This is a genomic window from Gordonia namibiensis NBRC 108229 (assembly GCF_000298235.1).
GTDB lineage: Bacteria > Actinomycetota > Actinomycetes > Mycobacteriales > Mycobacteriaceae > Gordonia > Gordonia namibiensis.
This window is the reverse complement of record NZ_BAHE01000002.1, coordinates 80164-104107: the sequence shown is the minus strand read 5'-3', so window position 1 is coordinate 104107 and position 23944 is coordinate 80164. Positions and strand designations below refer to the sequence as shown.

Below are 23944 nucleotides of genomic sequence, written 5' to 3'. Positions count from 1 at the left end.
CGACCTCATCTTGTTCAGCATGTTCACCTGCAGACCGGGGATTGTTGGATCTTCCCGCCCGGGGTGACCCCGGCGAGGATGCCGGGGATCATGTGCGACAGGCCGGGGACGATCGTGACGTTGACGTTGCAGATGTAGGCGTTCGCCGCCGTGCTCTCCTGTGAGAAGCGGGCGAGGCCCTGCATCGCCAGGGGCACGTTGTAGAACAGGTACGCGAACTTCTCGGCATTGCTGACGATGTGACCGGTGAACCCGGGCTCCCTCGCCACCAGATCCGAGAGGCTGGGCTCGATGTTGTTGAAGACCACTGCTGTTCGACCGATCGTCTGCGTGATCTGATCGATCGAGCTGACCAGCTCACCCTGCCGGGAATTGAGTGTCGTGAACACATCGCGCATGTTCGAGATGAGGCTCTCGACGCTCCCCGATTGACCGGCCAGCGATGCGGTCACCTGGTCGAGACTGACGATGAGGTCACCGAGAACGTTGTCGGGTCCGGCGAAGGACTCGGCCAGCGTCGACGTCTGGGCGATCAGGGAGGTCAACGATCCCTTGTCGCCCTGCAGGGCCGTGATGATCGTCTGGGTGATGTTCTGAACCTGGTCGGGGTCGAGAACGCTGAAGAGCGGTTCGAAGCCGTTGAGCAGACCGGCGATGTCGAAGGACGGCTCGGTCTGGTCGAGCGGGATCTCGCCACCGTCGCCGAGTGGTTCGGCCGAGGAGTCGGTGTCACCGGCGAGGAGGCCGAGATAGCGCTGGCCGATGATGTTCTGGTAGGTCACCGACGCCCGCGTGTTGGTGTAGAGCGTCTGGTCGTCCTGGACCTCGAAGGTCACCCGGGCAACGGTCGTCTCGAGTTCGATCTTGTCGACCCGACCGACCCGTACGCCGGCGACCCGGACGTCGTCGCCGGGACGCAGCCCGCTGACGTCGGTGAAGACCGCGCTGTACTCGCGGGTGGCCCCGTTGACGTTGCGCTGCAACGTGACATAGACGAACCACGACAGCACGAGTGAGATGACGAGGAACAACGACAGCGTGATGAGGGACTTCCGGAACGTGCTCATCGAGGACCTCCCTCCCCTGCTCGAGGTGCGGCGGGCTTCTTGTCACCGGTGTCCGGGCTGATCTCGACCTTGTTGCCGCGCAACAGCGGTGCGAGCAGCATCATCGCCGCGGGCGTCGCGTCCTTGCCCAGGATCTTGCGGAGTTGCTCGACCTCGGCTCTGCTGCCGACGGGTCCGACGTTGCCGCCCATCAGTCCGGCGGGCAGCTTGAATCCGGGCGGGAGCTTGTGGCCGGCGGGCAGCTCATACTTCTTCGGGTCGAGCTGCTTGGGAAATCCGTAGGGACGCGCGGAGACCGGGGCCGTCTTGCAGCTCGCCCCTTCGAGATTCCCGTAGCGCGGGCAGTCGGCGCGGACGTAGGTCCGGTTCGGCGACAGCGACAGGATCATCTTCGAGGTGGCCAAACCGGTGTCGGCGTCGTAGACGTGCTCGTTGAACTTGTCGGCGACCACCGCGAGCCGGGTCGTGATCGGGACGAACGACGGTGCGTTGTCGGCAAGTACACCGATGACCGGGGTCAGGTTGGTCGAGATGGTGATCATCCGCGCGGTGTTGTTGTCCATGGCCGTGGTCGCGGTGCCGAGCGTCGTGGCGCCTGCGGCCAGGAAGTTGGTCAGCGCCATCTCCTTTTCGGCGACGGTGCGCATCGGCACCACCGAACTGTGGACCGCGTCGAGCAGGTCGGGCGCGGACCGGTCGAGTCCGCGGACGGCGTCGTTGAACGAGTGGATCGTCGACGGGCCGTCGCCGGGCTCCATGAGCGCGTTGGTCTCCGTGACGATCTGCTCGAGCTGTCGGCCGGCCGCGACGAGGTCATCGCCGCGCCGGTCGGTCGCCTCGGCGAGTGCGGTGATGACACCGACGGTCGAATCCGACCGCGAGCGGCTCATGGCGCCGACGATGTCGCGCAACTTGGTCAGCGCGGTCTGGAACTGGATCGTCGCCTCGCTGTCGTCCTGGAAGATCTCCGCGCCGTCGGTGATGTGTGGGGCCGGTCCGTTGTCGATCAGCTGGATCGACGACACCGCGAAGACGTTGCCGGGCACCACGCGGGCCGTGACGGTCGACGGGATCCCGTTGGCGTACTGCGGTTTCAGATCGATGTCGACGACGTTGGTGCCGCCGTCGATGGCGGGGGTGACCTTGTCGACCGCACCCACGAGAACGCCGCGGTACTTGACGTCGGAGCGGGTGGGCAGGCCGTCGCCGACCTCTTCGAGCATGGCCTTCACTTCGACGTGTTCGTCGAGATCGCCGTTGGACTTGGCGATCAGCACGCCGACGACGATCGCCGCCACGATGATCGTCGCCAGTCCGCGCAGGAACAGGTGCTCGTTGCCGAGCCGACGTTCGGATTCGAAGGGGAACTGCATGTCAGCCTCCGAACCGCGCGCCGGCGTTGACGCCCCAGAGCGCCATGGTCAGCAGCATGTTGACGATGATCATCACGGTGATGGCGGTACGCATCGCCCGGCCCGCGGCGACGCCGACGCCTTGTGGGCCGCCCGAGGCGTAGAAGCCGTAGTAGCACTGGATGGTCGTCGTGATCGACACGAAGACAACCGCTTTGAGGATCGAGTAGGCGATGTCGGTTCCACTGAGGACGAGGGTGAAGTAGTGCAGATAGGTGCCCGACGACCCGGCGCCCGACATGCTCACGACCAGCTGGCAGACGAGGTAGTTCACTCCGAGACACACGATGTAGAGCGGGATGACGGCGACGACGGAGGCCATCAGGCGCGTCGTCACCAGGTACGGGATCGGCCGCAATGCGATGGCCTCCATCGCGTCGATCTCCTCCGAGATCCGCATGGCCCCGAGCTGAGCGGTGAAACGGCAACCGGCTTGGGCGGCGAAGGCGAGAGCCGCCATGATCGGGGCGAGTTCGCGGGTCGAGGCGAAGGACGAGATGAATCCGGTGGCCGGGCCCATGCCCAGCAGTTCCAGGGCGCTGTAGCCCTCGATACCGACGATCGCACCGGCGGTCGCGCCGAGCACGATGATGACGCCGGCGGTGCCGCCGCCCACCACGATCGACCCGTTGCCCCAGGTGACATCCGAGAGCACACGCGCGAACTCGCGCTTGTAGTGCAGCAGCATCGTCGGGACGTTGATGACCGCTCTCAGGAAGAAGGTGATCATGTGGCCGACCTGGGTGATCGGGCCACCGATCCTGCGCAGGCCCGTCAGCAGCGGGCCGACTCCCGGCGGGTAATACCGTGCGACGGTCATCAGAACCCCTGCCGCGGGAAGGCCAGTTCGTAGACCTGGGTGAAGACGACGTTGACGATCATCAACAGCAGGATCGAGGCGACCACCGAGGCGTTGACCGCGTTGGCCACACCGGCCGGACCGCCCTTGGCGGACAGGCCTTTCTGACATCCGACGATGGTGACGATCGCACCGAAGACCACCGCCTTGATCATCGTGAGGATGAAGTCCCCGACGGTTGCGAACGACGCGAAGGTCGAGACGAAACTGCCGGGGGTGCCGTCCTGCACGAAGGTGTTGTAGAGGTAGCCCGCGAAGAAGCCGACGAAGCAGGTGAGACCCGTGAGTGCGAGAGACACCACGACCCCGGCGGCCAGCCGAGGCGACACGAGACGCCGCACCACCTGGACGCCCATCACCTCCATGGCGTCGATCTCCTCGCGTATCTGGCGCGAGCCGAGATCGGCGCAGATGGCCGAGCCGACCGCTGCGGCCATCAGGATCGCGGCGACGAGAGGTGCCCCCTGGCGGATCACGGTGAGTCCGCTCGCTGCGCCGGCGAGCGAGGTCGCGCCGACCTGCCCTGCGAGCAGCGCGAACTGGATGGAGAGCGTCACGCCGATGGGGATCGCGACGAGCAGCGTCGGGAGCACGGCGGTCCGTGCCATGAACGCGGCCTGCTCGACGAATTCCCGGTACGGGAACTTCCTGGTGACGATGTCGGTGAACAACCATTGGATCGAGCGCAGACCGAGAACGAACTGTTCGCCGACCGTCTCGAGCGAGGCCTTGGGGTGGCGCTTGACGTAGCCGCTGCCCCACTCCCCGATCTCGCCGACGGCGTCGCCCTCCCCGGCGGGCCCGACCTTTCCGACAGCGGGCTCGGCGCCGCGCTGGGGATCGGACGCTACGGCCATTCGAACTCCCTACCCCCGATGTAGCCTGCATCACACCACGTGTGCACGAGCGAGCTTACCTAGTTAGATAACTCTTGCATATACGATTCGGCGAAATTCGCCGATCGTTCGGATCAGCAGGCGCCTCTAGGGAGTGGGAGCGACCAGTGTGACGAGCAGGCGAGACAGTTCGGTCACGAACTCCTCACGGGGTATGTCAGGTTGGTCCAGAACGTACCGGACGCTGAGCTGTTGAACGGCCTGAAATGCCATCCAGACCAAAGTGGGTGGCCGGTCCGGATTCTCGGCGGCCGGGCTGGTGAGGAGGTACTGCGCGATCATCTCCCGTGCACGTTCCTCGACCCGGCGGATCTCGGTCGAGCCGCCCAGCCTCGGCATCTGCTCGACCAGCACCCGGACGAGTTCGCGATTCTGTTCGGCGGCAGTCAGTGCCGCGTCGACGACGGTTGCGATCTGCTCCTGAGGCGGGGCGTCGGTGCCGACCTCGAGTGCGGATAGCAACTCGGTCGCGATCTTCTGGATCATCCGCTCCACCGTCATCGCGACGATGGCGTCCTTGTTCGCGAAATACTGATACAGACTGCCGGGACTGATCTCGGCTTCCTGGGCGATCCGGTGCGTGGACACACCGTCGTACCCGCGCTCGATGAGCAGAGTCGCGCAGGCGTCGAGGATCCCGGCGACCATGCGTTGAGATCGCTCCTGCCGCGGCACTTTCCGCGGCACCTGTTTCGCCAACGTGGAGACCTCCCGTGGCCCGGTGTTGTCGAACGACCGTCAGGCCAGACCGTTGCGGCGCAACGTCTCCCCGACCTTGCCGCCGAGCCGGCTGACCACTTGTGCGCCACGCGCCCGGAGATCCTCGTCCGGTTCGGGCAGGATCACCGCCCCGATCGTCTGAGAAGGCAAGAGCACTCTCGCGGTTCCCTGCGTGGTGGCCTCTCCGCGCTGGCTGGTCGCGGCGACCTCGATGGTGATCGGTTCCCGTGGGGTCGCGCCCTTCTCGATGACGCGACCGGTGCACAGATGTGTGTCCCCGTGATAGTTGAAGCCCCGCAACGTGAGATCCATGTCGACGATCCAACCGTCGTCGCCGATCCAGTTGGTCAGGAGGTGACTGACCCAGGCCGCGCGCATCTGCCCGTAGTCGTACGCCGCCGGGATGCCCAGTTCCTGGGCGCGTGCCGAATCCCAGTGCAGCCGTTGGACGACTTCGGGCATCCCGTACTCGTCGGGTTCGTAGAACGCCGGCATGCGCTTGCGTGCCTGGTGTGCGTATTTGAGGGGGCCGATGCCGTATCCGCCCCACCCCCAGCCCATGTGCATGCTGATGATGTCGACGACACCGAGCGGTCCCTTCATGACCGCGGGGAGTTCGGCACCGACCTCGACGCCCTCCCACCAGTTCGGATCGGCGCCCTGACGGACCTCTGCCTCGTAGGCGGCCTCGACCTCCTCGAGTTCCTCCGGCGTCCACCGTTTGCGCTCGACGTCGCGGAGCTTCCCGGCCTTCTTCGAGCCACTGCGTTCGGCATTGATGTACGACTCGTCGCGGGTGGCGACCGGACGCCCCGCGGCATCGACGTAGAGGTGCCGGTAGGTCTCCTTCACCGACCGGCCGCCGGAGAACGAGCTCTGTTTGACCTGGACGTCGAGGGTGTACACCTCGGAGTAGATCGGATTGCCCGCGTAGATGGGTTGATACCACGTCCATTTCACGCCGGAGTAGTACTTGCCGGTGCCGCGAAACAGTCCCCGGAACAGCTTCTTGCGTTCCTCGTCGGCGAACGCCGGGGTCTGGTCGAGACCGGTGGTGATCGGGTAGGTCGGCGGCGCGATCTGTCCGTGCCAGCGGGTGGTGCGTCCGTACTCGGGATCGTGGAACAGCGGGTTGTCGTCGCCGCAGCCGAATGCGAAGTGGCTGATCGAATCGGCCTGCGGCAGTGTGTTCCACGGGATGTCCCGCTGTTTGACCGGGATCCCGATCTGCGCCTTCGCCCGTTCGATGTCCTCGTCGGTGATCTTGCCCGTGGTGCCGGACTTCTCTGTCCCGGACTTCTCGGTTGTTGTCATCAGCGGCCTCCTCGGCCCAGGGTTGCGCCGGCATCGATGGTCAGGTCGAGGCCCGTGATGTAGCGGGATTCCGACGAGGCCAGGTAGACGACGGTGTCGCTGACGTCGGCGGGTTCTATCCACGGGACGTCGGGCATGGATTGCAACGACGCGAACGCCGCGGTGACGTCGTCGGGTCCCGGATCGGCGAGATCGGGACGGAACTGCCGGTACATCGGCCCGCTCTGCAGCATCGGGGTGTTGACGTTGGTGGGGTGGATGATGTTGGCGCGGATGGATTTCGGTGCCAGCACTCTGGCGATCCGGTGGATGTAGGTGGTCAGCATCTCCTTGGCGAGCACGTACCCCGCACCGCCGGCACCCGACGGCCCGCCCTGGGATCCGGCGGCGAGCAGCGCGGCGACCGAGCCGGTCGCGATGATCGATGCGCCTGCGGTCAGATGCGGCAGGCTCGCGTGGATCGTGTTGGTCGCCCCGACGAGGTCGACGTCGAAGGCGTCGGCGAAGGCCTCCACGGGTCCGTCGCCGAGCGGGCAGATGCCGGCGTTGGCGACGACCACGTCGAGGCGCCCGAACTCGGAGACCGCCGCGGCGATCGCGGTGTCGAGCGCTCCCCGGTCCCGGACGTCGACCTCGGCGGCGATGGCACGGCGGCCGGTCTTCTCGACCTCGAGGGCCGCCTCCTCCAGATCGCGTGGGGTGGCCAGCGGGTAGCCGTTGGTCTCGATGTCGCGGCACAGGTCGAAGAGGATGATGTCAGCGCCCTCCTCGGCGAGCCGGATCGCATGGCTCTTGCCCTGCCCGCGGGCGGCTCCGGTCACCAGCGCGACCTTCCCGGCCACCCGGCCGGTGCCTGGGAGGTGGGCGGTACCGGTGTCGGTTGAGTCAGTCATCGTCTAGTCCTTTCCCACCGAAGACTGTAGGTCTCGGGCAGTCGGGTCGGGTGCGAATTCGCCGTTGCCCGCGACGGATTCGGGAACAGCGGACTCGAACAACTCGAGGAGCCTGCGACGGTCGACCTTGAGGGACGCCGATCGAGGCAGCTCGTCGAGGACGTGTACCGCGACCGGCACCTCGTACGGCGTGAGCTGGGTGCGGCAGTGGTCGCGGAGTTCGGAACCGCTGGGCCGGCGCTCGCCGCGCCGGACCTCGACGCCGGCGACCGGGACTGCACCGAGACGAGGGTCGGGAACACCGGCGACCGCGGCGTCGGCGACGCTGTCGTGAGTCTTCAGTGCGCGTGCAACCACGTCCGGAGACACTTTGAAGCCGCCCCGGATGATCACGTCGTCCGCGCGGCCATCGATGTAGAGGAACCCGTCGTCGTCGATGTGGGCGAGGTCGCTGGTGGTCAGCCATTCGGAATCCCGGCCGGACTGATGCGAACGCACGCGTAGACGCCCGGTGTTCCCGGTGGGCACGGGCGAACCGGCCTCGTCGACGACGCTGAGCTCGACACCTGGGAACGGTCGTCCGACACTCCCCTTCTTGGCCTTCCACGACTTGCGGAAGTCCTTGATCGTCCAACCGGCGACCGCACCGGAGAACTCGGTGGCGCCGTAGACGATCAGGATCGGGATGCCGTACTTCTCGATGAACCTATCGACCAGTGCGGGGTCGACAGGGCTTGTACCCGCGTTCAGCGCACGCAGGCTCGACAGGTCCTCTGCCGGGACGTCGGCGTCGAGGACGGTACCGATTGCCGCGCCGGGGAGACCCGCCACGATGGGGCGATGGTCGCGGATGGCGGCGCGCCAGCCGTCGATGGTGAAGCGTTCGAGGATCGCGAGGGGCCGGGCCTGCACGAGCCCTTGAAGCAGGGCGAACATGCCGCCGATGTGCACGATGGGCAGCGTGATCAGGGCGGGCTGGCCGCTGAACGGCGGCGCCTCCGCGATCGTCACCCCGGCGTGTGCCACCGCTGAGTAGAGGGACGCGTTGATCTGCTTGTAGGTCAGCGGGATCCGCTTCGGATCTCCGGTGGTTCCCGACGTGCGCATCTCGATCGCCACACCGCGGTGATGGGACTCCGCCCCCGAAGGGATTCCGGCGAGCCGCGTGGTCACCGGCACATCGATCTCGATGCTGAATCCCCACGCCCCGGAATCGACTGCTGCGCCCGCGAACTCGGGTTCTTCCCAATACCCGGGAGGTGCCAGGACGGCGACCGGATCGCTCTGCCGGACGTCGGCGGCAAGGCGGGTCGGCGGCTGGAGCGGGCTCAGCGTGACCAGCGTGCGTTCGGTACGGATCACCGCGATCAGCGCGGCGATCGACTCGAGTCGGTTGCCGAGGACGGTGGCGATCCGTGCGTCCGGGCCGAGGCCGGCGTCGTAGAGCGCTCGTTCGATGCTTTCGACGAGCGCCCGCATCTGGCCCCACGAGAACCATTCGCCGTCGCTGTGAACCATCCGGGCGTCGTCCGGGGCATCCCACAAGCGGTGCAGCGAGTGCGGAATCCCGGCCGCCGGGTTCTTCGATGTCATCGAGCGATTCCTGTCTGGGCCTGCTTCTCGGTGTGGTCTGCCTCCGGGTGCCCGCTGGTTCGGTGCCCGAGTGGATTGCCCTACAAAGATCTGCGGGGCCACACAGGTAGGTTACATAGTTCACTAGGTGACCGTAGAAGGTTTCGTCGCAGGTGGGGCAAATGCATATGCCAACCCAGATATATCACTAAGTTATCCTGCTTACACTTGCCGAGGGGTCGGTCGTCGACCGACCCCACCCAGCGACGTGCGGAGGATGCGATGCAGTGGGGCCTGCCTTGGCCGGGTGCCGAACAGGCACGGGCCGCCGAAGCTGCGGGCGCGATCGCGTTCTGCACCGGCGAGTTCGCCGACGTCGACGCCTATGTCACGTCGACGGAAATGGCGCTCGGCTCGTCGTCGGCCGCTGTCGGTCCGGGCATCGCGTACGCGTTCGCGCGGTCGCCGTTCGTGCATGCCTCGGCGTTGCGGCATCTTCATCGGCTCGCGCCTGAACGCGTATTCCTCGGGCTGGGAGCGGGAAGCTTCCGCATGAATCGGGACTGGTTCGGCGTCGACTCCAGTCACGCCGCGCCGCGGATGTCTGAGCTGATCCGGGTGATCCGCGCCTTCCTCACTGCCGAGAACGGTGAACCCATCACGTTCGATGGTCGCTTCTACTCGATCGATGCCGATGTGCGCGCCCCGGTGTTCGGCGCACTCGACATACCCATCCTCATCGGCGCGTTCAACAAGTACATGGTGCGGACGGTCGGCCGGGACGCCGACGGCATCCTCGGCCACGGCATCTTCACCGACCGCTGGTGGTCAGAGGCGGTCGCACCCGAACTCGCTTTCGGGGCAGCGGATTCCGGACGATCGGTCGACGACATCACCCGTTGGGGATGGGTCATCACCGCCGTCGACGACGACGATCCCGAGGCCGCGATCGCCGCCGCACGCCGCCAGATCGCCTTCTACCTCACGGTCAAGACCTACGACCCGCTGGTCGAACTGCATGGCTGGCAGGACGAGGTCGCAGCAATCCGCCGGGCCTTCCGTGAGTCGCCGACGACGATCGGCGACCATGTTTCCGACGACATGCTGTGGTCGATCGCGATCTGCGGGGACACCGCGCAGGCGAGCGAGATGCTCGGCAAACGCACCGATCTCCCCGACGTCGGATTCCTGTCGTGCCCCAGCTTTCTCGTCGGGCGCAGGGCACGTGCACGATTCAACGACGCCGCGATCGGTTTTGCCGGCGACCGACTCGCCGCGATTGGGTAGACTCGACTTGTATTACTGGGTTTGACAACTGGGTGTATCAGATCGGCCAGGTGATCAGATCCGGTTCGGCCATCGCGCTCACTTCGGGTGCGTCGGTGGTTACGCAAGAGGAAGGCGCCCATGACCAAGCCCGTCAACCTGGCTCCCATGATGGTCCCCGCGACCACGACCGGTGCGATCCGGTCCCCCAAAACCGCTGAGCTGGTGGCACGCACTCTGCGCCGGATGATCGTCGACGGTCAGCTCAAGGAGGGTGACTTCCTTCCCCACGAAGCGGATCTCATGGCGCACTTCCAGGTGAGCCGCCCGACGCTGCGTGAAGCGGTCCGTGTCCTCGAGTCCGAGCGCCTCGTCGAGGTGCGTCGCGGCTCCCGTACCGGTGCCCGGATCCGTGTCCCCGGCCCCGAGATCGTCGCGCGTCCCGCGGGTCTCCTGCTGGAGCTGTCCGGGACGACGATCGCCGAGGTGATGCGGGCCCGCGAGGTCATCGAACCCGCTGCCGCGGAGATGCTCGCCGAGACCGGCAACACCGAAGCGTTCGACGAACTCCAGTCGATCATCGACAACCAACTCAAGGACGCATACGAAGACGGCACAATGGCCCAGGCGTCGGTCTGGTTCCACCGCCGCATGATCGAGCTGTCCGGCAATTCGGCGATGGCGATGATCTCCGGCATGCTCCACGAGATCGCCGAGCGTCACATCGCCAGCACCATCCACGACGGCCCGATGCCGCGCTCGCAGTACACCAAGCTCATCCGCTCCTACCAGAAGCTCGTCGACCTCGTCCGCGCCGGCGACGGCACCGAGGCCGCAGCCCACTGGCAGCGTCACATGAAGAACTCCAACAAGGCCCTTCTCGCCGGACACGAGAACACTCGCGTCCGGGATGTCATGGACTGACCTCCGCTGGTTGAGCAGGCGACGAGCGCACACTCCGCTGGTTGAGCAGGTAACGAGCGCAGCGCGGGCCGCACTCCGCTGGTTGAGCAGGTGACGAGCGCAGTGCGGGCCGCACTCCGCTGGTTGAGCAGGTGACGAGCGCAGCGAGGAGCCGTGTCGAAACCACTCGCCGAGCTGACCTCGATACGGTCCTCGGGTAGCCCCTCGGACCTACTCGGCCGGCGGGGCTCAGATACCCAACTCGGCCAGGCGGATTCGTAGGTTCTCCGGATCGGTGAACTCGATCGTCGACATGCCGAGGTCAGCTGCCGGCGGCAGGTTCTCGGCGAAGTCGTCGATGTACACGACCTCCGAGGCCTCGCAATCCAGGCGACGCAACAACTCCCGGTAGATCAGCGGATCCGGTTTGCGCACCCCGACATCCGCGGAGTTGAGGACGAAGGCGAAGTGGTTGAGCGGCAGCGTCGTCGCCAGGTGTTCCCGGTTCTCGGCGACGTTGTTGGTCAGCACGGCGAGGGTGTAATGCTCGCTGAGTTCGGCGACGAGGTCGAGCATGGGTTGGCGGAGCGTGCGGGTGTCGGCCATCGCGGCGCCGAGGCGTCGGATCTCGATCTCGACGCCGTGCTCCGCCCGGACCCGAACGCAGACACCCTTGAGGTAGTCACGAACCGACAGTTCCCCGCGTTCCACCTTCGAGAATTCCTCGTCGCCGCGGATGTAGCGATCGAGAGCCGTCTCGTGAAGCCCGAGTTCAACGCTGTACCGGCGCAGTCCGGACAGCGGCGACTCGGTGAGGACCCCTGACCAGTCGAAGACGACGGCACGGATCGCTGCCGTTGTGGTGCCGGGAGTGCGTACGCTCATCCCGGATTCGACACCAGCGCAGCCTGATCGGCCGATCCGAGTTCGAGAACCGTGATGGTTCCGGCGGATCCGTCGACCTCGACCAGGGCGCCGTTCGGGATGCGCGACGCCGCGACCTGGGTGTCGACAACGCACGCGACGCCGAACTCACGGGCGACGACGGCGGCGTGCGACATGACGCCGCCGATGTCGGTGACGACCGCCGCGACGTGTCCGAACAGTGCGGTGTATCCGATGTCGGTGACGTGGGCGATCATGACCTCGCCCGGTTCGACGTCGTCGATGGTGTGCGGCTCCACGATTCGCGCACGGCCGACGATCTTGCCGCCGCAGATCCCGATACCGTCGAGCTTCTCCCCCGCCTCGAGCGGCTTGAGTACCTCGGCGGCCTGCCACTTCTCGGCGAAGATGGGCGGCATGTGCAGCTGTTCGAGCTTCTCGCGCTCGGCCTTCCGACGCGCGATGGTTTCGCGAACACCCTCGGGTGGGTCGATGAGGACGCCCAGAGTGAGGTGGAACAGGTCGTCAGGGGCGTCGATGCGGCCCTGCGCGGTGAGGCGGCGCCCCTGTTCACGCACCAGGCGGCGCATGATCCAGGTGAGGCGAACGCACCGGTCCCGGTTCTGTTCACGCTGCCGGAGCAGCTTGGCCGCGATCTTCTGCGGCACCGACAGTTTGCGGGGTGCGCCGCTGTGGTCCGGCGCCGCCTCGGCGGAGGCAGCAGCCCGGCCGACGGTGACCAGGAAGCTGTGGACGTCGTCGGAGAAAGACTTGGCGTCGAACTCGGATTCGGCGGGCCCGCGGTGACCGAAACGGTCGAGTGCGATCGACACCTTCTTCCAGAACGCCGGAGCCTGTTCGGCGACGCGCTCGGGTAGGCCGGGCGAGCGGTCGGTCAGGAGGGCGAGGACGTCGGGATCGGCGGCCGCGGCGAGCGCGAGTTCGCGCACACCGCGCAGGGTTGCGCCACTCTCGAGATCGTCGCCGAGGTCGAGGTTCTCTTCGGAGTTCTTCGACGCGACGGTCAGGGCCGCTCCGCCGAGCAGGTTGACCACACCCTGCACGGTCCAGGCGTAGGCCAGCAGATCGCCGGCGAGCAGCAACACCTGCCGGAGTTGGGCGTCGGACATCGTGTCGAGTTCGTCGAGGAAACCCTCGAGTCGTGCGGTCTGTGCGCGGACCTCGTCGACGTCGAGTGCCGACGACCGGACGAGCGACACCACCCGTGCACCGACTGCCGCCGCGGACTTGGCCTTCGACGCCGCGGTCTGGGCGGGACCCTGGTAGGTCCCGGCGATGGCGGACTGTCCGCCGGGCAGTTCGTCGGCGTGGGTTCCGGTGAACTGGGCCGCGAGTTCGTCGGGATTGGTGCCCGGCATCGCGAGCGACACATGGTAGGTCGCGGAAGCGTTGATGTACATGCGGTGGGCGTGCACCGCCTGCAGGCGGGCCGACGCCTCGGTGCCCAAAGCGCCTGGCAGTCCGAGCAATTCGGCAACGGCCGACGTGGTGCCGCGCAATGCACGCCCCTGGACGTCGAGCGTGAGCGCCGTCGACGGACCGGGCAGCGCCTCCGCCAGGTTGGTCTGCGAGTAGACCGGGAAACGCCGATCGATCGGGGTGTCGAACTCGCCGCGGAGATCCTCGGGACCCGAATACGCCAGCGGCGCACCGTCCGGCGCAGGTGTATCGGCGGCGGCGATCTGGTGCAGATACGGAATCCGCCCTCGGGCCGCGACGACGCGCCCCTTGCTGGTGGTGCGGCCGACGACGGCGAGGCGGGTGTCGAGAACTGTGTCCGGGCCGTTCCACACCGCAGTGAAGCCCCACTTCTCGTGGAGTTCGGTGAGATCGCCCATCGGCATCCGCAGCGCGGCGGCCACCTCGCCCGCGGTGATGTGCAACATCCCGCCGGCGACCTTGGCGGCGTTGATCATCGCACCGCGCGGTAGAGCGAGCAGCTTGCGATCGAGCATCTCGGCGATACGGCGCTGGCTGACCGGCTCGTCAGCGGCGAGATTGACGACGCCCTCCTGGTCGGAGGTGATGGCCAGCGCGAGGAACGCTGCGACGTCGTCGTGATGGATGACCTGCCACGGATATTCGGGTCCGCTCGCGCCGATGTGGTTGGCGCCGGCCAGGTTCTCCTGCAGGCGGTTGTCGGTGCCACGACCGAGGATGATCGCGGCGCGAACGAGCACCGACGACAGCGAGGACTGCTCGAACAGCCGCTCGCATTCGGCCTTGTGCACGGCGTAGGGCTGGTCCGGGTGTGGGGTCGCGCCGCTCGCCTCGGTACGTGGCGGTTCGTCGTTGGAGCTACGGGGTCCGTAGACCGTGACCGACGACAGGAAGATCGCGCGGCGGACACCGGCCTTCTCGGCGGCGGCGATCAGCTTGCGGGTGCCGCCGACGTTGGTGCGTTCCATGGCATCGAGACCCTCGCGGGCGTCGAGCATGAACGCGCAGTGGATGACGGCGTCGACGCCCTCGCAGGCCTTCGCGAGCACGGCGTCGTCGGAGATGTCACCGCGGATGTGGGTGACCTGCGAAGGTAGTTCGAGCGGCGCGCTGCGACTGAGCCCGACCACGTCGTGGCCGGCCCCGACCAGCCGGGCAGCCGTGGTCCGGCCCACCAGACCGCTGACCCCGGTAATCAATACGCGCACAAGCGCCCCTCTCATCGCATCGAAAGACCGTCACAAGGTTTACCAAGTGTACTTCGTCGGGTGAGGCGGTAATCATGTTTTCGTCGACAGGAGATGCGTCGCCGCCCGATCGCGCAAGGTGTCCGCGCCGCCTGCGAGCACCGCGATCGAGCGCGCCCGTCGCAGCAACAGATGAGCCGGGTGTTCCCAGGTGAAGCCGATGCCGCCGAGCACCTGGATGCAGCTCTCGGTGGCGGTGATCGCGGCGTCGAGGGCGGACGCGACGGCCAGGTCGACGGCGCAGTCGAGGTCGGCACCCTGAACCACGCCCTCGTCGACCGTGGCCGCGACACCCAAGACCTGGTTGCGAGCACCCTCGAGTGCGACTGCGGCATCGGCGATCCGGTGGGACACGGCCTGGAACGAACCGATGGCGTGACCGAACTGTTCGCGCTGACCCGCCCAGTCGACGGCCAGTGCGACGGCCCGCGCGGCGACGCCGACCGCGTCCGCGCCGTGCGCGAGCAGCGCAATGGGCCGGACGCGTGCCGCGACGGTCTCGACCGCGTCGCCCTCGGTCAGAACAGTTCCGGGTGCAGCGTCGAATCGAACCGTCCCGACCGTCGAACTACGATCGAACGCCTGCTGGGCGGTGACGGTGACCGTCTCCGGTTCACCGTCGACGAGGATCAGCACCGGTCGACCGTCCTGCTGGGCAGGAACGATGAACGACGACGCGACAGGGGCGCCCTGCACCAGACGCTGTTCGCCCGTCAACGATGTACCGTTCCAGGCCGGTGACGATGCACCCGGACGACCCCACGCGGGGCCCGTGGGCAGTGACGCCGGCACGATGACAGTCCCGGTTGCGACGGCGCTCAACGCTTCCGCGGCACCGGCTGCATGCAGGATCGATGCTGCAACGACCGTGGGTAGCAGGGGAACCGGCGCGATCACCTTCGCGCATTCCTCGACGGCGGCACACAGCAAACGCACGTCGGCACCTGCTCCCCCTCCCTCTGCAGGGACATGCAACGCAGGTAGCCCGAACCCGACGAGATCGGACCAGAGCCCTGCGTCGGACGAATCAATCGCGCGCGAACGGTCGAGTAGGTGGGCAGGGTCGACGGCCGACTTCAGCGCTCCGGCAAGTGCAGCGCGCAACTCACGCTCGTCGTCGTCGGCCACCGCCATCGGTTCGCCGGCCGCCACAGCCGATGACTCATCGACGTGTTCCCCTCGCGACGACGGCAGGCCGAGAACCTTCTCGGCGATCGTGTTCCGCTGGATCTCGGCAGTACCCGCGCCGATCGTCGTCGCGCGACTCATAAGGTATCCGTAGGTCCAGCGGCCGCCGTCGCAGGCGCCGTCGGCGCGTGAATCGAGCACTGCCGCCTCACCTGTCGCCCGCAGCGCCAGGGCGTGCAGCCGCTGTTCGAACTCCGACTTCACCAGCCGGTTGACCGAAGCGACCGCACCCGGATCCTGCCCGCGGAGTACCGCCGCGAGTGCGCGGGCGCCGTTCTGTGCGACCGACTGCACGCCGATCTCGAGGTCGGCGACCCACTGCCGGACGAGCGGATCGTCGGCCAGTCCCTGCTCGATGACCAGCCTGAACACACGGTCGACGGTGTTGCGGTAGCGGAATTCGTCGGCGAGGAACGCGGTCGCACGTTCGTGGCCGAGGGAGGTGCGCATGATGGACCACCCCTCCCCTTCCGCGCCGATGCGGTTGGCGACCGGGACGCGTACGTCGTCGAAGAAGACCTCCGCGAAATGTGCTGCGCCGCTGATGTCTCGCAACGACCGGACGGTGATGCCCGGACTGGTCATCGGTATGAGCAGATAGCTGATGCCGGAGGCGGATCGCTTGGTCCCCGGTTCGAGTGGCGTGGTGCGCACCAGCGCGAAGATCCAGTCCGCGCGATCGGCCTGGCTGGTCCAGATCTTCTGCCCGGTCACCACGTATTCGTCGCCGTCGCGGACCGCGCGGGTGGTGAGCGACGCGAGGTCGCTGCCGGCCGCGGGTTCCGAGAACCCCTGACACCACAGCTCATCGGCACGCAGCAACGGCTTGAGGAAGCGTTCCTTCTGTTCGCCGGTCCCGTGGGCGATCAGGGTCGGCGCCAGGATCATCGACAGCGGACAGGGATGCGAGGGCACCTTCGCTGCGGAGGTGATGCGGTAGTAGTCCAGCAGGTCGTCGAGAGCGAGGTCGAGGCCCCCGACCTCGCGCGGCCACGCCGGTGCGGCCAACCCGTGGTCGTCGAGTTCGGCCTGCCAGTCCCGGGCGCGTTGGTAGCGGTCCTTCGACTCATCCGGCGTTCGGGAGCGGTAGTCGGCGATGAGATCGGTGAGGCGTGTCCGCCAGTCCCCCGTCGCCGTGGCGGTCACGCGTCCCCCTCGAGTCGGAGCGCGCGTTCCGGACAGGCATTGACGCCGGCCTGTGCGGCAGCGACCTGGTCCTCCGGTACCTCCTGATCCTCGACCAGACTGAAGCCGTCGTCGTCGATCGGGAAGAGGTCGGGGTCGATGGCAAAGCACTGTGCGTGACCGACACAGAGGTCTCGGTCGAGTCGCAGTCTCACGTCGGGGCTCCCTCGGGCGCGGGTCGGGCTGGGGTGCGGACAGGCCAGTTCCGAGAAGGGTAACTAAGTTAGCGATGCCGGTGGTAGCTTTGGGCTTGCGAACCCCGTGCCGACGAGACTGCGAGGCAACCACCGATGTCCGAGACCGCGCCCAGCGGCAGCGCTTACGACACCACCTTCGACCATCGCACCGACGAGGCCGCCCGGGCCGACCAGTTCGGCCGGTGGGACGAGCTTCGGAACGCGTGCCCGGTGCAGGTGAACCGCACCTCGGCGCCGCGTCCGGTCTGGTACGTCCTCGGTTACGACGAGGTCCTCACAGCATTCCAGGACTGGGAGACGTTTTCGAGCGATTCGGTCGAGGCCTTCGAGCCGGACGAGGCGTACGAGAAGAAGAAGCGCTGGATTCCGGTCGAGATCGACCCGCCGATGCACACCGAGTACCGCGCCCTGATCTCGTCGCACTTCGGACCGAAGGCGATCGCGGAACGTGCCGACGACATCCGGCAGCTCGCCTGCGATCTCATCGATGCCCTGGCATCGAAGGGCCGGATCGAGTTCGTCGCCGAGTTCGCCAAGGATCTCCCGACGCGCGTCTTCCTCGACATCATGGGCATGCCCGTCGACGACGCCCCGATGCTGCTCGCGTGGATCGACTCGCTGATGCACACCAAGCCCGAGGACGATCCTGATTTCGCCATCCGGCTCGGCGTGCGCAAGAAGGTGATGGGCTACCTCGCCGCCATGCTCGCCGACCGTCGCGCCGATCCGCGCGACGATCTCATGAGCGTCATCGTCACCGAGCCCCTCAAGAGCGGCCGGCCGATGACCGACGAAGAAGCACTGTCGATGACCTTCCAACTCTGGATGGCCGGCCTCGACACCGTCGCCAACGCGCTGGGCTACACGTTCCGCTACCTGGCCGCGCACCCCGAGCAGCGCGCCCTCATCGTCGACGGAACCGTCACCCCGCGTGAGGTTTCCGAGGAGATGTTGCGCGCGCGGTCGGTGGTGAACACCAGCCGGGTGGTCAAGAGCGACACCGAACTCGGCGGGTGCCCGATCAAGGCCGGCGACCGCGTCGTCCTGTCCACCGCGGCCGCCAACCGGGATCGCGACGAGTTCGAAGACGCCGAGGACATCGTCTTCGGCCGAAGCCCGAACCGCCACATCGCCTTCGGCGCCGGACGACACCGCTGCCTCGGCTCCCACCTGGCACGCCTCGAACTCGAGATCGTGATCGAGGAGTGGCACAAACGCATTCCCGACTACCGGGTCCCCGGCGACGCCACGATCGAGGACCACGTCGGTTCGGTGTCGGGCCTCACCGCCCTCCCGCTGAAATGGGACGTCACGGACTGACCTCGATACGCGGCGGCCTCGCTACGCTCGGTCGTCGCTACTCGGCCAGCGTACGAAGGGCCCTCCTCGCCATTGGGTCGCAGCGGCCGCCACCTCTGCTGGTTGAGTAGCCGAGGAGCCTGCGACGAGGCGTATCGAAACCACTCACCCCGCATGGAAACTGATGCTCTTCGTCTCGAGAAACGCTTCGAGTCCTTCGTCGCCGTACTCGCGTCCTAGCCCGCTGCGTTTGAATCCGCCGAACGGAGCGGCCGGATGCATGGCACCGGCACCGCCGTTGATGGCCAGATAACCGGACCGGATCTGGCGACACATCGCGAAAGCCGTTGCGGTGTCCGCACTGTAGATGTGACCGCCGAGCCCGTACGGGCTGTCGTTGGCGATCCGAACCGCCTCGGCGTCGTCGTCGAACGGCAGGACGACGGCGACGGGACCGAAGATCTCCTCGCGGACGGTGGTCGCGGAGTTGTCGAGGCCGGTGATGACTGTCGGGTCGTAGAAGAAACCGCGGTCCAGTCCGGCGGTGCGCGCTCCCCCGGTCTCGATGACGCCACCGGCTTGGCGGGCGAGGTCGACGTAATGTTCGACCCTCGCCACCTGGTCTTCACGGATGAGCGGACCCATACCGACGCCGTCCTCACGCGGCAATCCCGTCTTCACGCGTGATGCAGCGGCGGCGAGCATGTCGACGTACTGGCGGTAGACGTCTCGGTGGACCAGATGGCGGGTCGACAGCGCGCAACCCTGGCCGGCCTGGGTGATGATCTGCCGGATGCCGTAGCCGACCGCGTCGGCGAGATCGGCGTCGGAACGGACGATGAGCGCGGACTTCCCGCCGAGCTAGAGGTGGACCCGGGTGATGTTCGGGGCGGCCTGAGCGCTGACGAGGGCACCGACACGCTCGGATCCGGTGAAGGTGAGGACATCGACGCGCGGGTCTGTGGTGAGCGCCTGACTGACCTCGACGTCGCCCGAGACGATGTTGAGGACTCCCGGGGGCAGGTCGGCGTCGTGCGCGGCGTCGACGAGTACGAAGGCTTCCAGCGGGGTCATCGGCGACGGTTTGAGGACGACCGTGTTCCCGGTCGCGAGTGCCCCGCCCAGTTTGGCCATGTTGAGGAAGAACGGGAAGTTGTAGGCGCTGATCGCTCCGACGACGCCGCACGGTTCCTTCACCACGACGCCGGCCCCCAGGGTGTGCCCGGGCAGAGGCGGCAGCGGGCGCGTCCGGTCGCGGTCGGCTTGTTCGACGGCCCAGGCGAGGTGGTCGAGGGCGACGCCCACGTGCAGGCGTTCGGCGATCGCCGGGATCGCGCCGGTTTCCGCGATCACCAGGTCGGCGATGTCGGCGCGCCGCTTGTCGAGTGCTTCGGCGAATCTGGTCAGAATCCGACGCCGGTCCACACCCGACATGCGCCCCCAGGGCCCGTCGTCGAATGCGGTCCGCGCCGCGGTGATGGCGGCGTCGACGTCCCGGACCGTACCGTCGTGCCCCTGCGCGATGACCTCTTCGGTGGCGGGGTCGAGAACCTCGTTGACGGGTCCGTCGGAGTCGATCCACCGGCCGTCGATGTAGGGACTGAATCCCGCCGCAGGCTGCCGTGACGTGCCGTTTCGGGTCATCTTCAAGCTCCTCGCGCTCAAGTCACCGTCTTCGTGACACCGGCCACACCTGTATGACATAGTTATACATGTACTGAGGAGGCGAGGACGATAGCTACCGCGACGCTGGACCGCCACGGCAGCGGGTTGCAACACGTGATCCGGCTGGACGGATCGGTGCAACTCGATCGAATGCTCGTGGGTAACAAAGGGTACGGCCTCGACGCCATGCGTCGGCACGGATTGCCGGTTCCGCCCGCCTTCGCCATCACCACCGCCGCCTGCCGGGAGTGGCAGCGCGACCCCGCGGCGGTCATGGACAGCATCTGGCCCCACGTACGTCAAGCACTGAAGTGGCTGGAGTCCGAGACCGGGCGGACGTTCGGACGCGGCGCACATCCCCTCCTCGTCAGCGTCCGCAGCGGCGCCGCCCAGTCGATGCCCGGAATGATGGACACCGTCCTCGATCTCGGCATCGATGACCAGGTTCACGCAGCCCTCGCCGCCGAGTGCGGTGACGCCTTCGCGGCCGACACCCGGTCCAGGTTCCGGCAGATGTATTCGAAGATCGTCCTCGACGGATCCGATGCTGTCCCGACGGAACCCTGGGCCCAGTTGCGCGGCGCGATCGAGGCGGTCTTCGAGTCGTGGAACACCGACCGGGCCAAGGCCTATCGCGCCCACCACGGTCTCGATGACGACGCGGGCACCGCAGTGGTCGTGCAGGCCATGGTCTTCGGCAATCTGGGCGACCATTCCGGGAGCGGCGTGCTGTTCAGTCGCAACCCGGTGACCGGTGCGCCGGAGCCGTTCGGCGAGTGGCTCGCCTGCAGCCAGGGCGAGGACGTGGTGGCCGGCACGCACGACTGCGACCCGATCGACGCTCTCGCCGACACTCAGCCCGACATTCACCGTCAATTGCTGCAGAGCGCGCACACCTTGGAAGCACTGGGCACCGATGTCCAGGACATCGAGTTCACCGTGCAAGAAGGCAAGCTCTGGATCCTGCAGACGCGCAACGCCAAACGGTCCGCGGCGGCCGCAGTGCGTTTCGCACTATCGCTGCGCGCGGAGGGCGTCATCGACGATCGCGAAGTCGTGCGGCGCGTCGAACCGTCGCACATCGAGACCCTGCTCAAGCCCGCACTGCAACCCGAGACGCGCCTTGCTGCAAAGCTTCTCGCCAAGGGACTACCTGCCTGCCCGGGCATCGCCAGCGGTGTGGTGATCACCGACCCGGATGAGGTCCTCGAGGCCGCCGACGACCAGGACGTCATCCTGGCCCGTGCGACCACCAGTCCCGACGACATCCACGGCATGCTCGCCGCCACTGCGGTCGTCACCGAACTAGGCGGCGCAACATCGCATGCCGCGGTTGTCAGCCGTGAGATCGGACGTCCGGCCGTCGTCGGCTGCGGCGAGGGAACGATCACCTCGTTCGCCGGTCAGGTCGTGACCGTGGACGGCAACAACGGCGAGGTCCGCGCCGGGGCCCTCGAGCTGACCGCGTGGAAGATCTCCGACAGTCCCGAACTGATCGAACTCGAAGCAATCATCGACGCCGTGCATCCATCGGCGGGTGCTGCAACGCTGCTCGACAAACTCACCGCGGCCCGCGCCGCCTTGGAATCCGAGACCTCGGGGGATCACGAATGACTGCGGTGACCGAGCCCGCTGGTACATCCCAAACGGCAGCCTCCTCGGCTCCACCCGTCACCTGGGGTCCGGGCCGGACCGACACCGTCGTCAACATCGTCGAGCGTGCGGTCCGCGACGCCGGCGATACCGTGTTCCTGGACTTCTCGGGCGAGCTACTGACCTACCGCGACGTGTGGGACCGGGTGCTGCGTCGTGCGGCCGGTCTGCGGTCGCTGGGCGTGGGTCCCGGCGACACCGTTCTGTGCGTACTGGACAACAACGCCGACGCCGTCGTGTCCTGGTTTGCGGCCAACGCACTCGGTGCGATCTGGGTGCCGGTGAACACCGCACTGAAGGCCGACTTCCTCCGTCACCAGGCTGCGGATTCGGGCGCGAAGGTCGCCATCGTCGAATCCGAGTACGCCGAGCGGTTCGTGGAGATCGAGGACGGGCTGCCCGAACTGACGCATCTCGCCTTCCGCGGCGAGGCGAGCGCGTCCTTCGATCGCATCACCGCGTTACCCCTGGCGGACCTCGACGCTGCCGGCGGCGGCGTCGAGTTCACTCCGGCAGCGGTCGGTTACCGCGACCTGTCGATGCTGATCTACACCTCGGGTACGACTGGGCCGTCGAAGGGCTGCATGATCAGCCACAACTACGCGGCGAACCTGGCCGCGACCAGTGCCGCGAAACGCGATCGGACCCATACCCTCTGGACACCGCTCCCCCTGTTCCACCTCAACGCGGCAGCGACGTCGGTACTCGCGACCGCGGTCAACCAGTCGACGCTGGCGATCGCCCCACGCTTCTCCCTCTCGAACTTCTGGCCGGAGGTGGAACGCACCGGCGCACGCCGGGTCTCGATCCTCGGCGTGATGATCTCACTCATCGCCTCGATGCCCGACACCCCGGAGATGCTGCGCTGCCACGGCCAGATCGTCCAGGTCGGCGGCGCGCCGTGGACCCCGGAACTGATCGAGACGTGGCGGACGCGCTTCGGCGTGAAGTCCGCGGGCAGTGCGGTGTTCGGCCTCACCGAGGCCACCTACATCACCAGCACGCCATCGCACATGTCCCCGCCGCTCGGCTGCGCCGGCCGCCGCAACGACGACTTCGACGTCCGGATCGTCGATGACGAGGACAACGAGGTCCCCGACGGCCGGCCCGGTGAGATCGTTTTGCGCCCGCGGCGCCCGCACATCATGTTCGAGGGCTACTGGCGTCGCCCGGAGGCCACCCTCGCCGTGACCCGGAACCTCTGGTTCCACACTGGTGACGTCGGGCGATTCGACGACGACGGCTGGCTCTGGTTCGTCGACCGCAAGAAGGACTATCTGCGTCGCCGCGGCGAGAACATCTCCAGCTTCGAACTCGAACGCACCTTCCGGAGTCATCCGGACGTGTCGGAGGTCGCCGTGCACGCGGTGCCGTCGGAGTTCACCGAGGACGACATCAAGGTGACGGCGATCCTCGTCGACGGGTCGACGCTGACCGAGGAGGAGTTGTGCGCCTGGTCGCTGGACAAGCTCCCCTACTTCGCGGTACCGCGTTACATTGAGTTCCGGCCGGAGCTGCCGAAGAACGCGACCGGCAAGGTCCTGAAGTATCAGCTGCGCGACGAGGGTGTCACCCCGTCGACCTGGGTCATCGACTCGTCCGATCTGACGATCGCCAAACGCTGAACCCGACTCGAGGAGAATGCATCCGATGACCGAACTCGATGTGCTGCAAGCGGTTCGACTCAAGGGCCGGGCGACGGCAGATCAGCTGGTCGCGACCACCGGACTCGATGCCGCCGAACTGCAGCAGACCCTGGACCAGCTCGTCGCCGCGGAGCACGTGATCGCCAAGGGACCGCTCGTGCGGATCAGCGACACCGGTCGTGAGCAGCTCGCCGAGTTGCTCGCTGCCGAGCGCGCCGACATCGACACCGACGCCTTCGCGGCGGCCTACTCGTCATTCCGGGATGTCAACGGCGACTTCAAGGCACTCATCACCGACTGGCAGTTGCGCGACGGTCAGCCCAACCCCCACGACGACGCGTCCTACGACGCCGGTGTACTCGCGCGGCTCCCCCGGATTCATGAGCGCGTCTCGGCGGTTGTCGACGAAGCCGGACGTCACGTGCCGCGATTGTCGAGATACGGCACCAAACTCGACGAAGCGCTCGCGAAACTGTCTGCCGGTGACACCTCGTGGCTCGCCAAGCCGATCGCCGACTCGTATCACACGGTGTGGTTCGAGCTGCACGAAGAACTGATCCTCGCCGCAGGCCTCACCCGCGACGCCGAAGCCAAAGCGGGACACGCACAGTGACCC

18 protein-coding genes and 1 pseudogene are annotated in these 23944 nt (G+C 67.0%); 6 read left to right on the top strand and 13 right to left on the bottom strand.

What is annotated here, in order from left to right; translation table 11 throughout:
• Positions 1-23: 23 nt before the first annotated feature.
• The 8 genes from GONAM_RS00655 to GONAM_RS00620 form a co-directional block, all read right to left on the bottom strand.
• Positions 24-1067 (bottom strand): MlaD family protein, encoded by a 1044-nt coding sequence (locus tag GONAM_RS00655; RefSeq protein WP_006864836.1) that lies wholly within the window; start codon positions 1065-1067, stop codon positions 24-26.
• A complete protein-coding gene (locus tag GONAM_RS00650) occupies positions 1064-2440 on the bottom strand; it encodes an MlaD family protein (RefSeq protein ID WP_006864835.1) in 1377 nt (458 codons plus the stop codon). The genes GONAM_RS00655 and GONAM_RS00650 overlap by 4 nt, the downstream gene beginning before the upstream one ends.
• Position 2441: 1 nt before the next feature.
• Complete coding sequence (locus GONAM_RS00645; protein WP_006864834.1) at positions 2442-3299, bottom strand: ABC transporter permease; 858 nt, start codon at positions 3297-3299, stop codon at positions 2442-2444.
• Complete coding sequence (locus GONAM_RS00640) at positions 3299-4195, bottom strand: MlaE family ABC transporter permease (protein ID WP_006864833.1); 897 nt, start codon at positions 4193-4195, stop codon at positions 3299-3301. The genes GONAM_RS00645 and GONAM_RS00640 overlap by 1 nt, the downstream gene beginning before the upstream one ends.
• 126 nt (positions 4196-4321) lie before the next feature.
• A complete protein-coding gene (locus tag GONAM_RS00635) occupies positions 4322-4882 on the bottom strand; it encodes a TetR/AcrR family transcriptional regulator (RefSeq protein WP_006864832.1) in 561 nt (186 codons plus the stop codon).
• 90 nt (positions 4883-4972) lie between these two features.
• Positions 4973-6268 (bottom strand): FAS1-like dehydratase domain-containing protein, encoded by a 1296-nt coding sequence (locus tag GONAM_RS00630; RefSeq protein ID WP_006864831.1) that lies wholly within the window; start codon positions 6266-6268, stop codon positions 4973-4975.
• A complete protein-coding gene (locus tag GONAM_RS00625; RefSeq protein WP_006864830.1) occupies positions 6268-7161 on the bottom strand; it encodes a mycofactocin-coupled SDR family oxidoreductase in 894 nt (297 codons plus the stop codon). The genes GONAM_RS00630 and GONAM_RS00625 overlap by 1 nt, the downstream gene beginning before the upstream one ends.
• A gap of 3 nt (positions 7162-7164) precedes the next feature.
• Positions 7165-8754 carry a class I adenylate-forming enzyme family protein gene (locus GONAM_RS00620; RefSeq protein ID WP_006864829.1) on the bottom strand — a complete coding sequence of 530 codons (1590 nt, stop codon included), beginning with the start codon at positions 8752-8754 and terminating at the stop codon, positions 7165-7167.
• Positions 8755-9015: 261 nt separating this feature from the next.
• Here GONAM_RS00620 and GONAM_RS00615 point away from each other — a divergent pair, with 261 nt between their 5' ends.
• Complete coding sequence (locus tag GONAM_RS00615; RefSeq protein WP_006864828.1) at positions 9016-10020, top strand: LLM class flavin-dependent oxidoreductase; 1005 nt, start codon at positions 9016-9018, stop codon at positions 10018-10020.
• Between the two features lie 120 nt (positions 10021-10140).
• Positions 10141-10923 carry a FadR/GntR family transcriptional regulator gene (locus tag GONAM_RS00610; protein WP_006864827.1) on the top strand — a complete coding sequence of 261 codons (783 nt, stop codon included), beginning with the start codon at positions 10141-10143 and terminating at the stop codon, positions 10921-10923.
• Between the two features lie 228 nt (positions 10924-11151).
• Here the strand turns inward: GONAM_RS00610 and GONAM_RS00605 are convergent, their stop codons facing one another.
• The 4 genes from GONAM_RS00605 to GONAM_RS00590 all read right to left on the bottom strand — a co-directional run bounded on the left by GONAM_RS00605 (position 11152) and on the right by GONAM_RS00590 (position 17023).
• Positions 11152-11787 (bottom strand): HAD family hydrolase, encoded by a 636-nt coding sequence (locus GONAM_RS00605; RefSeq protein WP_006864826.1) that lies wholly within the window; start codon positions 11785-11787, stop codon positions 11152-11154.
• Positions 11784-14456 (bottom strand): NAD-dependent epimerase/dehydratase family protein, encoded by a 2673-nt coding sequence (locus GONAM_RS00600; RefSeq protein WP_006864825.1) that lies wholly within the window; start codon positions 14454-14456, stop codon positions 11784-11786. The genes GONAM_RS00605 and GONAM_RS00600 overlap by 4 nt, the downstream gene beginning before the upstream one ends.
• Before the next feature lie 72 nt (positions 14457-14528).
• Complete coding sequence (locus GONAM_RS00595) at positions 14529-16829, bottom strand: acyl-CoA dehydrogenase family protein (protein ID WP_006864824.1); 2301 nt, start codon at positions 16827-16829, stop codon at positions 14529-14531.
• Positions 16826-17023, bottom strand: a complete 198-nt coding sequence (locus tag GONAM_RS00590; RefSeq protein ID WP_006864823.1) for a ferredoxin — start codon at positions 17021-17023, stop codon at positions 16826-16828. Before GONAM_RS00590 ends, GONAM_RS00595 begins: the two co-directional genes overlap by 4 nt.
• 135 nt (positions 17024-17158) lie before the next feature.
• Here GONAM_RS00590 and GONAM_RS00585 point away from each other — a divergent pair, with 135 nt between their 5' ends.
• Positions 17159-18385 (top strand): cytochrome P450, encoded by a 1227-nt coding sequence (locus GONAM_RS00585; RefSeq protein ID WP_006864822.1) that lies wholly within the window; start codon positions 17159-17161, stop codon positions 18383-18385.
• 144 nt (positions 18386-18529) lie between these two features.
• Here the strand turns inward: GONAM_RS00585 and GONAM_RS22595 are convergent.
• A pseudogene (locus tag GONAM_RS22595) lies at positions 18530-20008 on the bottom strand (aldehyde dehydrogenase family protein).
• A 135-nt stretch (positions 20009-20143) separates the two neighbouring features.
• Here GONAM_RS22595 and GONAM_RS00575 point away from each other — a divergent pair.
• The 3 genes from GONAM_RS00575 to GONAM_RS00565 are packed head-to-tail and all read left to right on the top strand — an operon-like array spanning position 20144 to position 23941.
• A complete protein-coding gene (locus GONAM_RS00575) occupies positions 20144-21643 on the top strand; it encodes a pyruvate, phosphate dikinase (RefSeq protein WP_051992423.1) in 1500 nt (499 codons plus the stop codon).
• Positions 21640-23307, top strand: a complete 1668-nt coding sequence (locus tag GONAM_RS00570) for an AMP-binding protein (protein WP_006864818.1) — start codon at positions 21640-21642, stop codon at positions 23305-23307. The genes GONAM_RS00575 and GONAM_RS00570 overlap by 4 nt, the downstream gene beginning before the upstream one ends.
• 25 nt (positions 23308-23332) lie before the next feature.
• Complete coding sequence (locus GONAM_RS00565) at positions 23333-23941, top strand: hypothetical protein (protein WP_006864817.1); 609 nt, start codon at positions 23333-23335, stop codon at positions 23939-23941.
• The last annotated feature ends 3 nt before the right edge of the window (positions 23942-23944 follow it).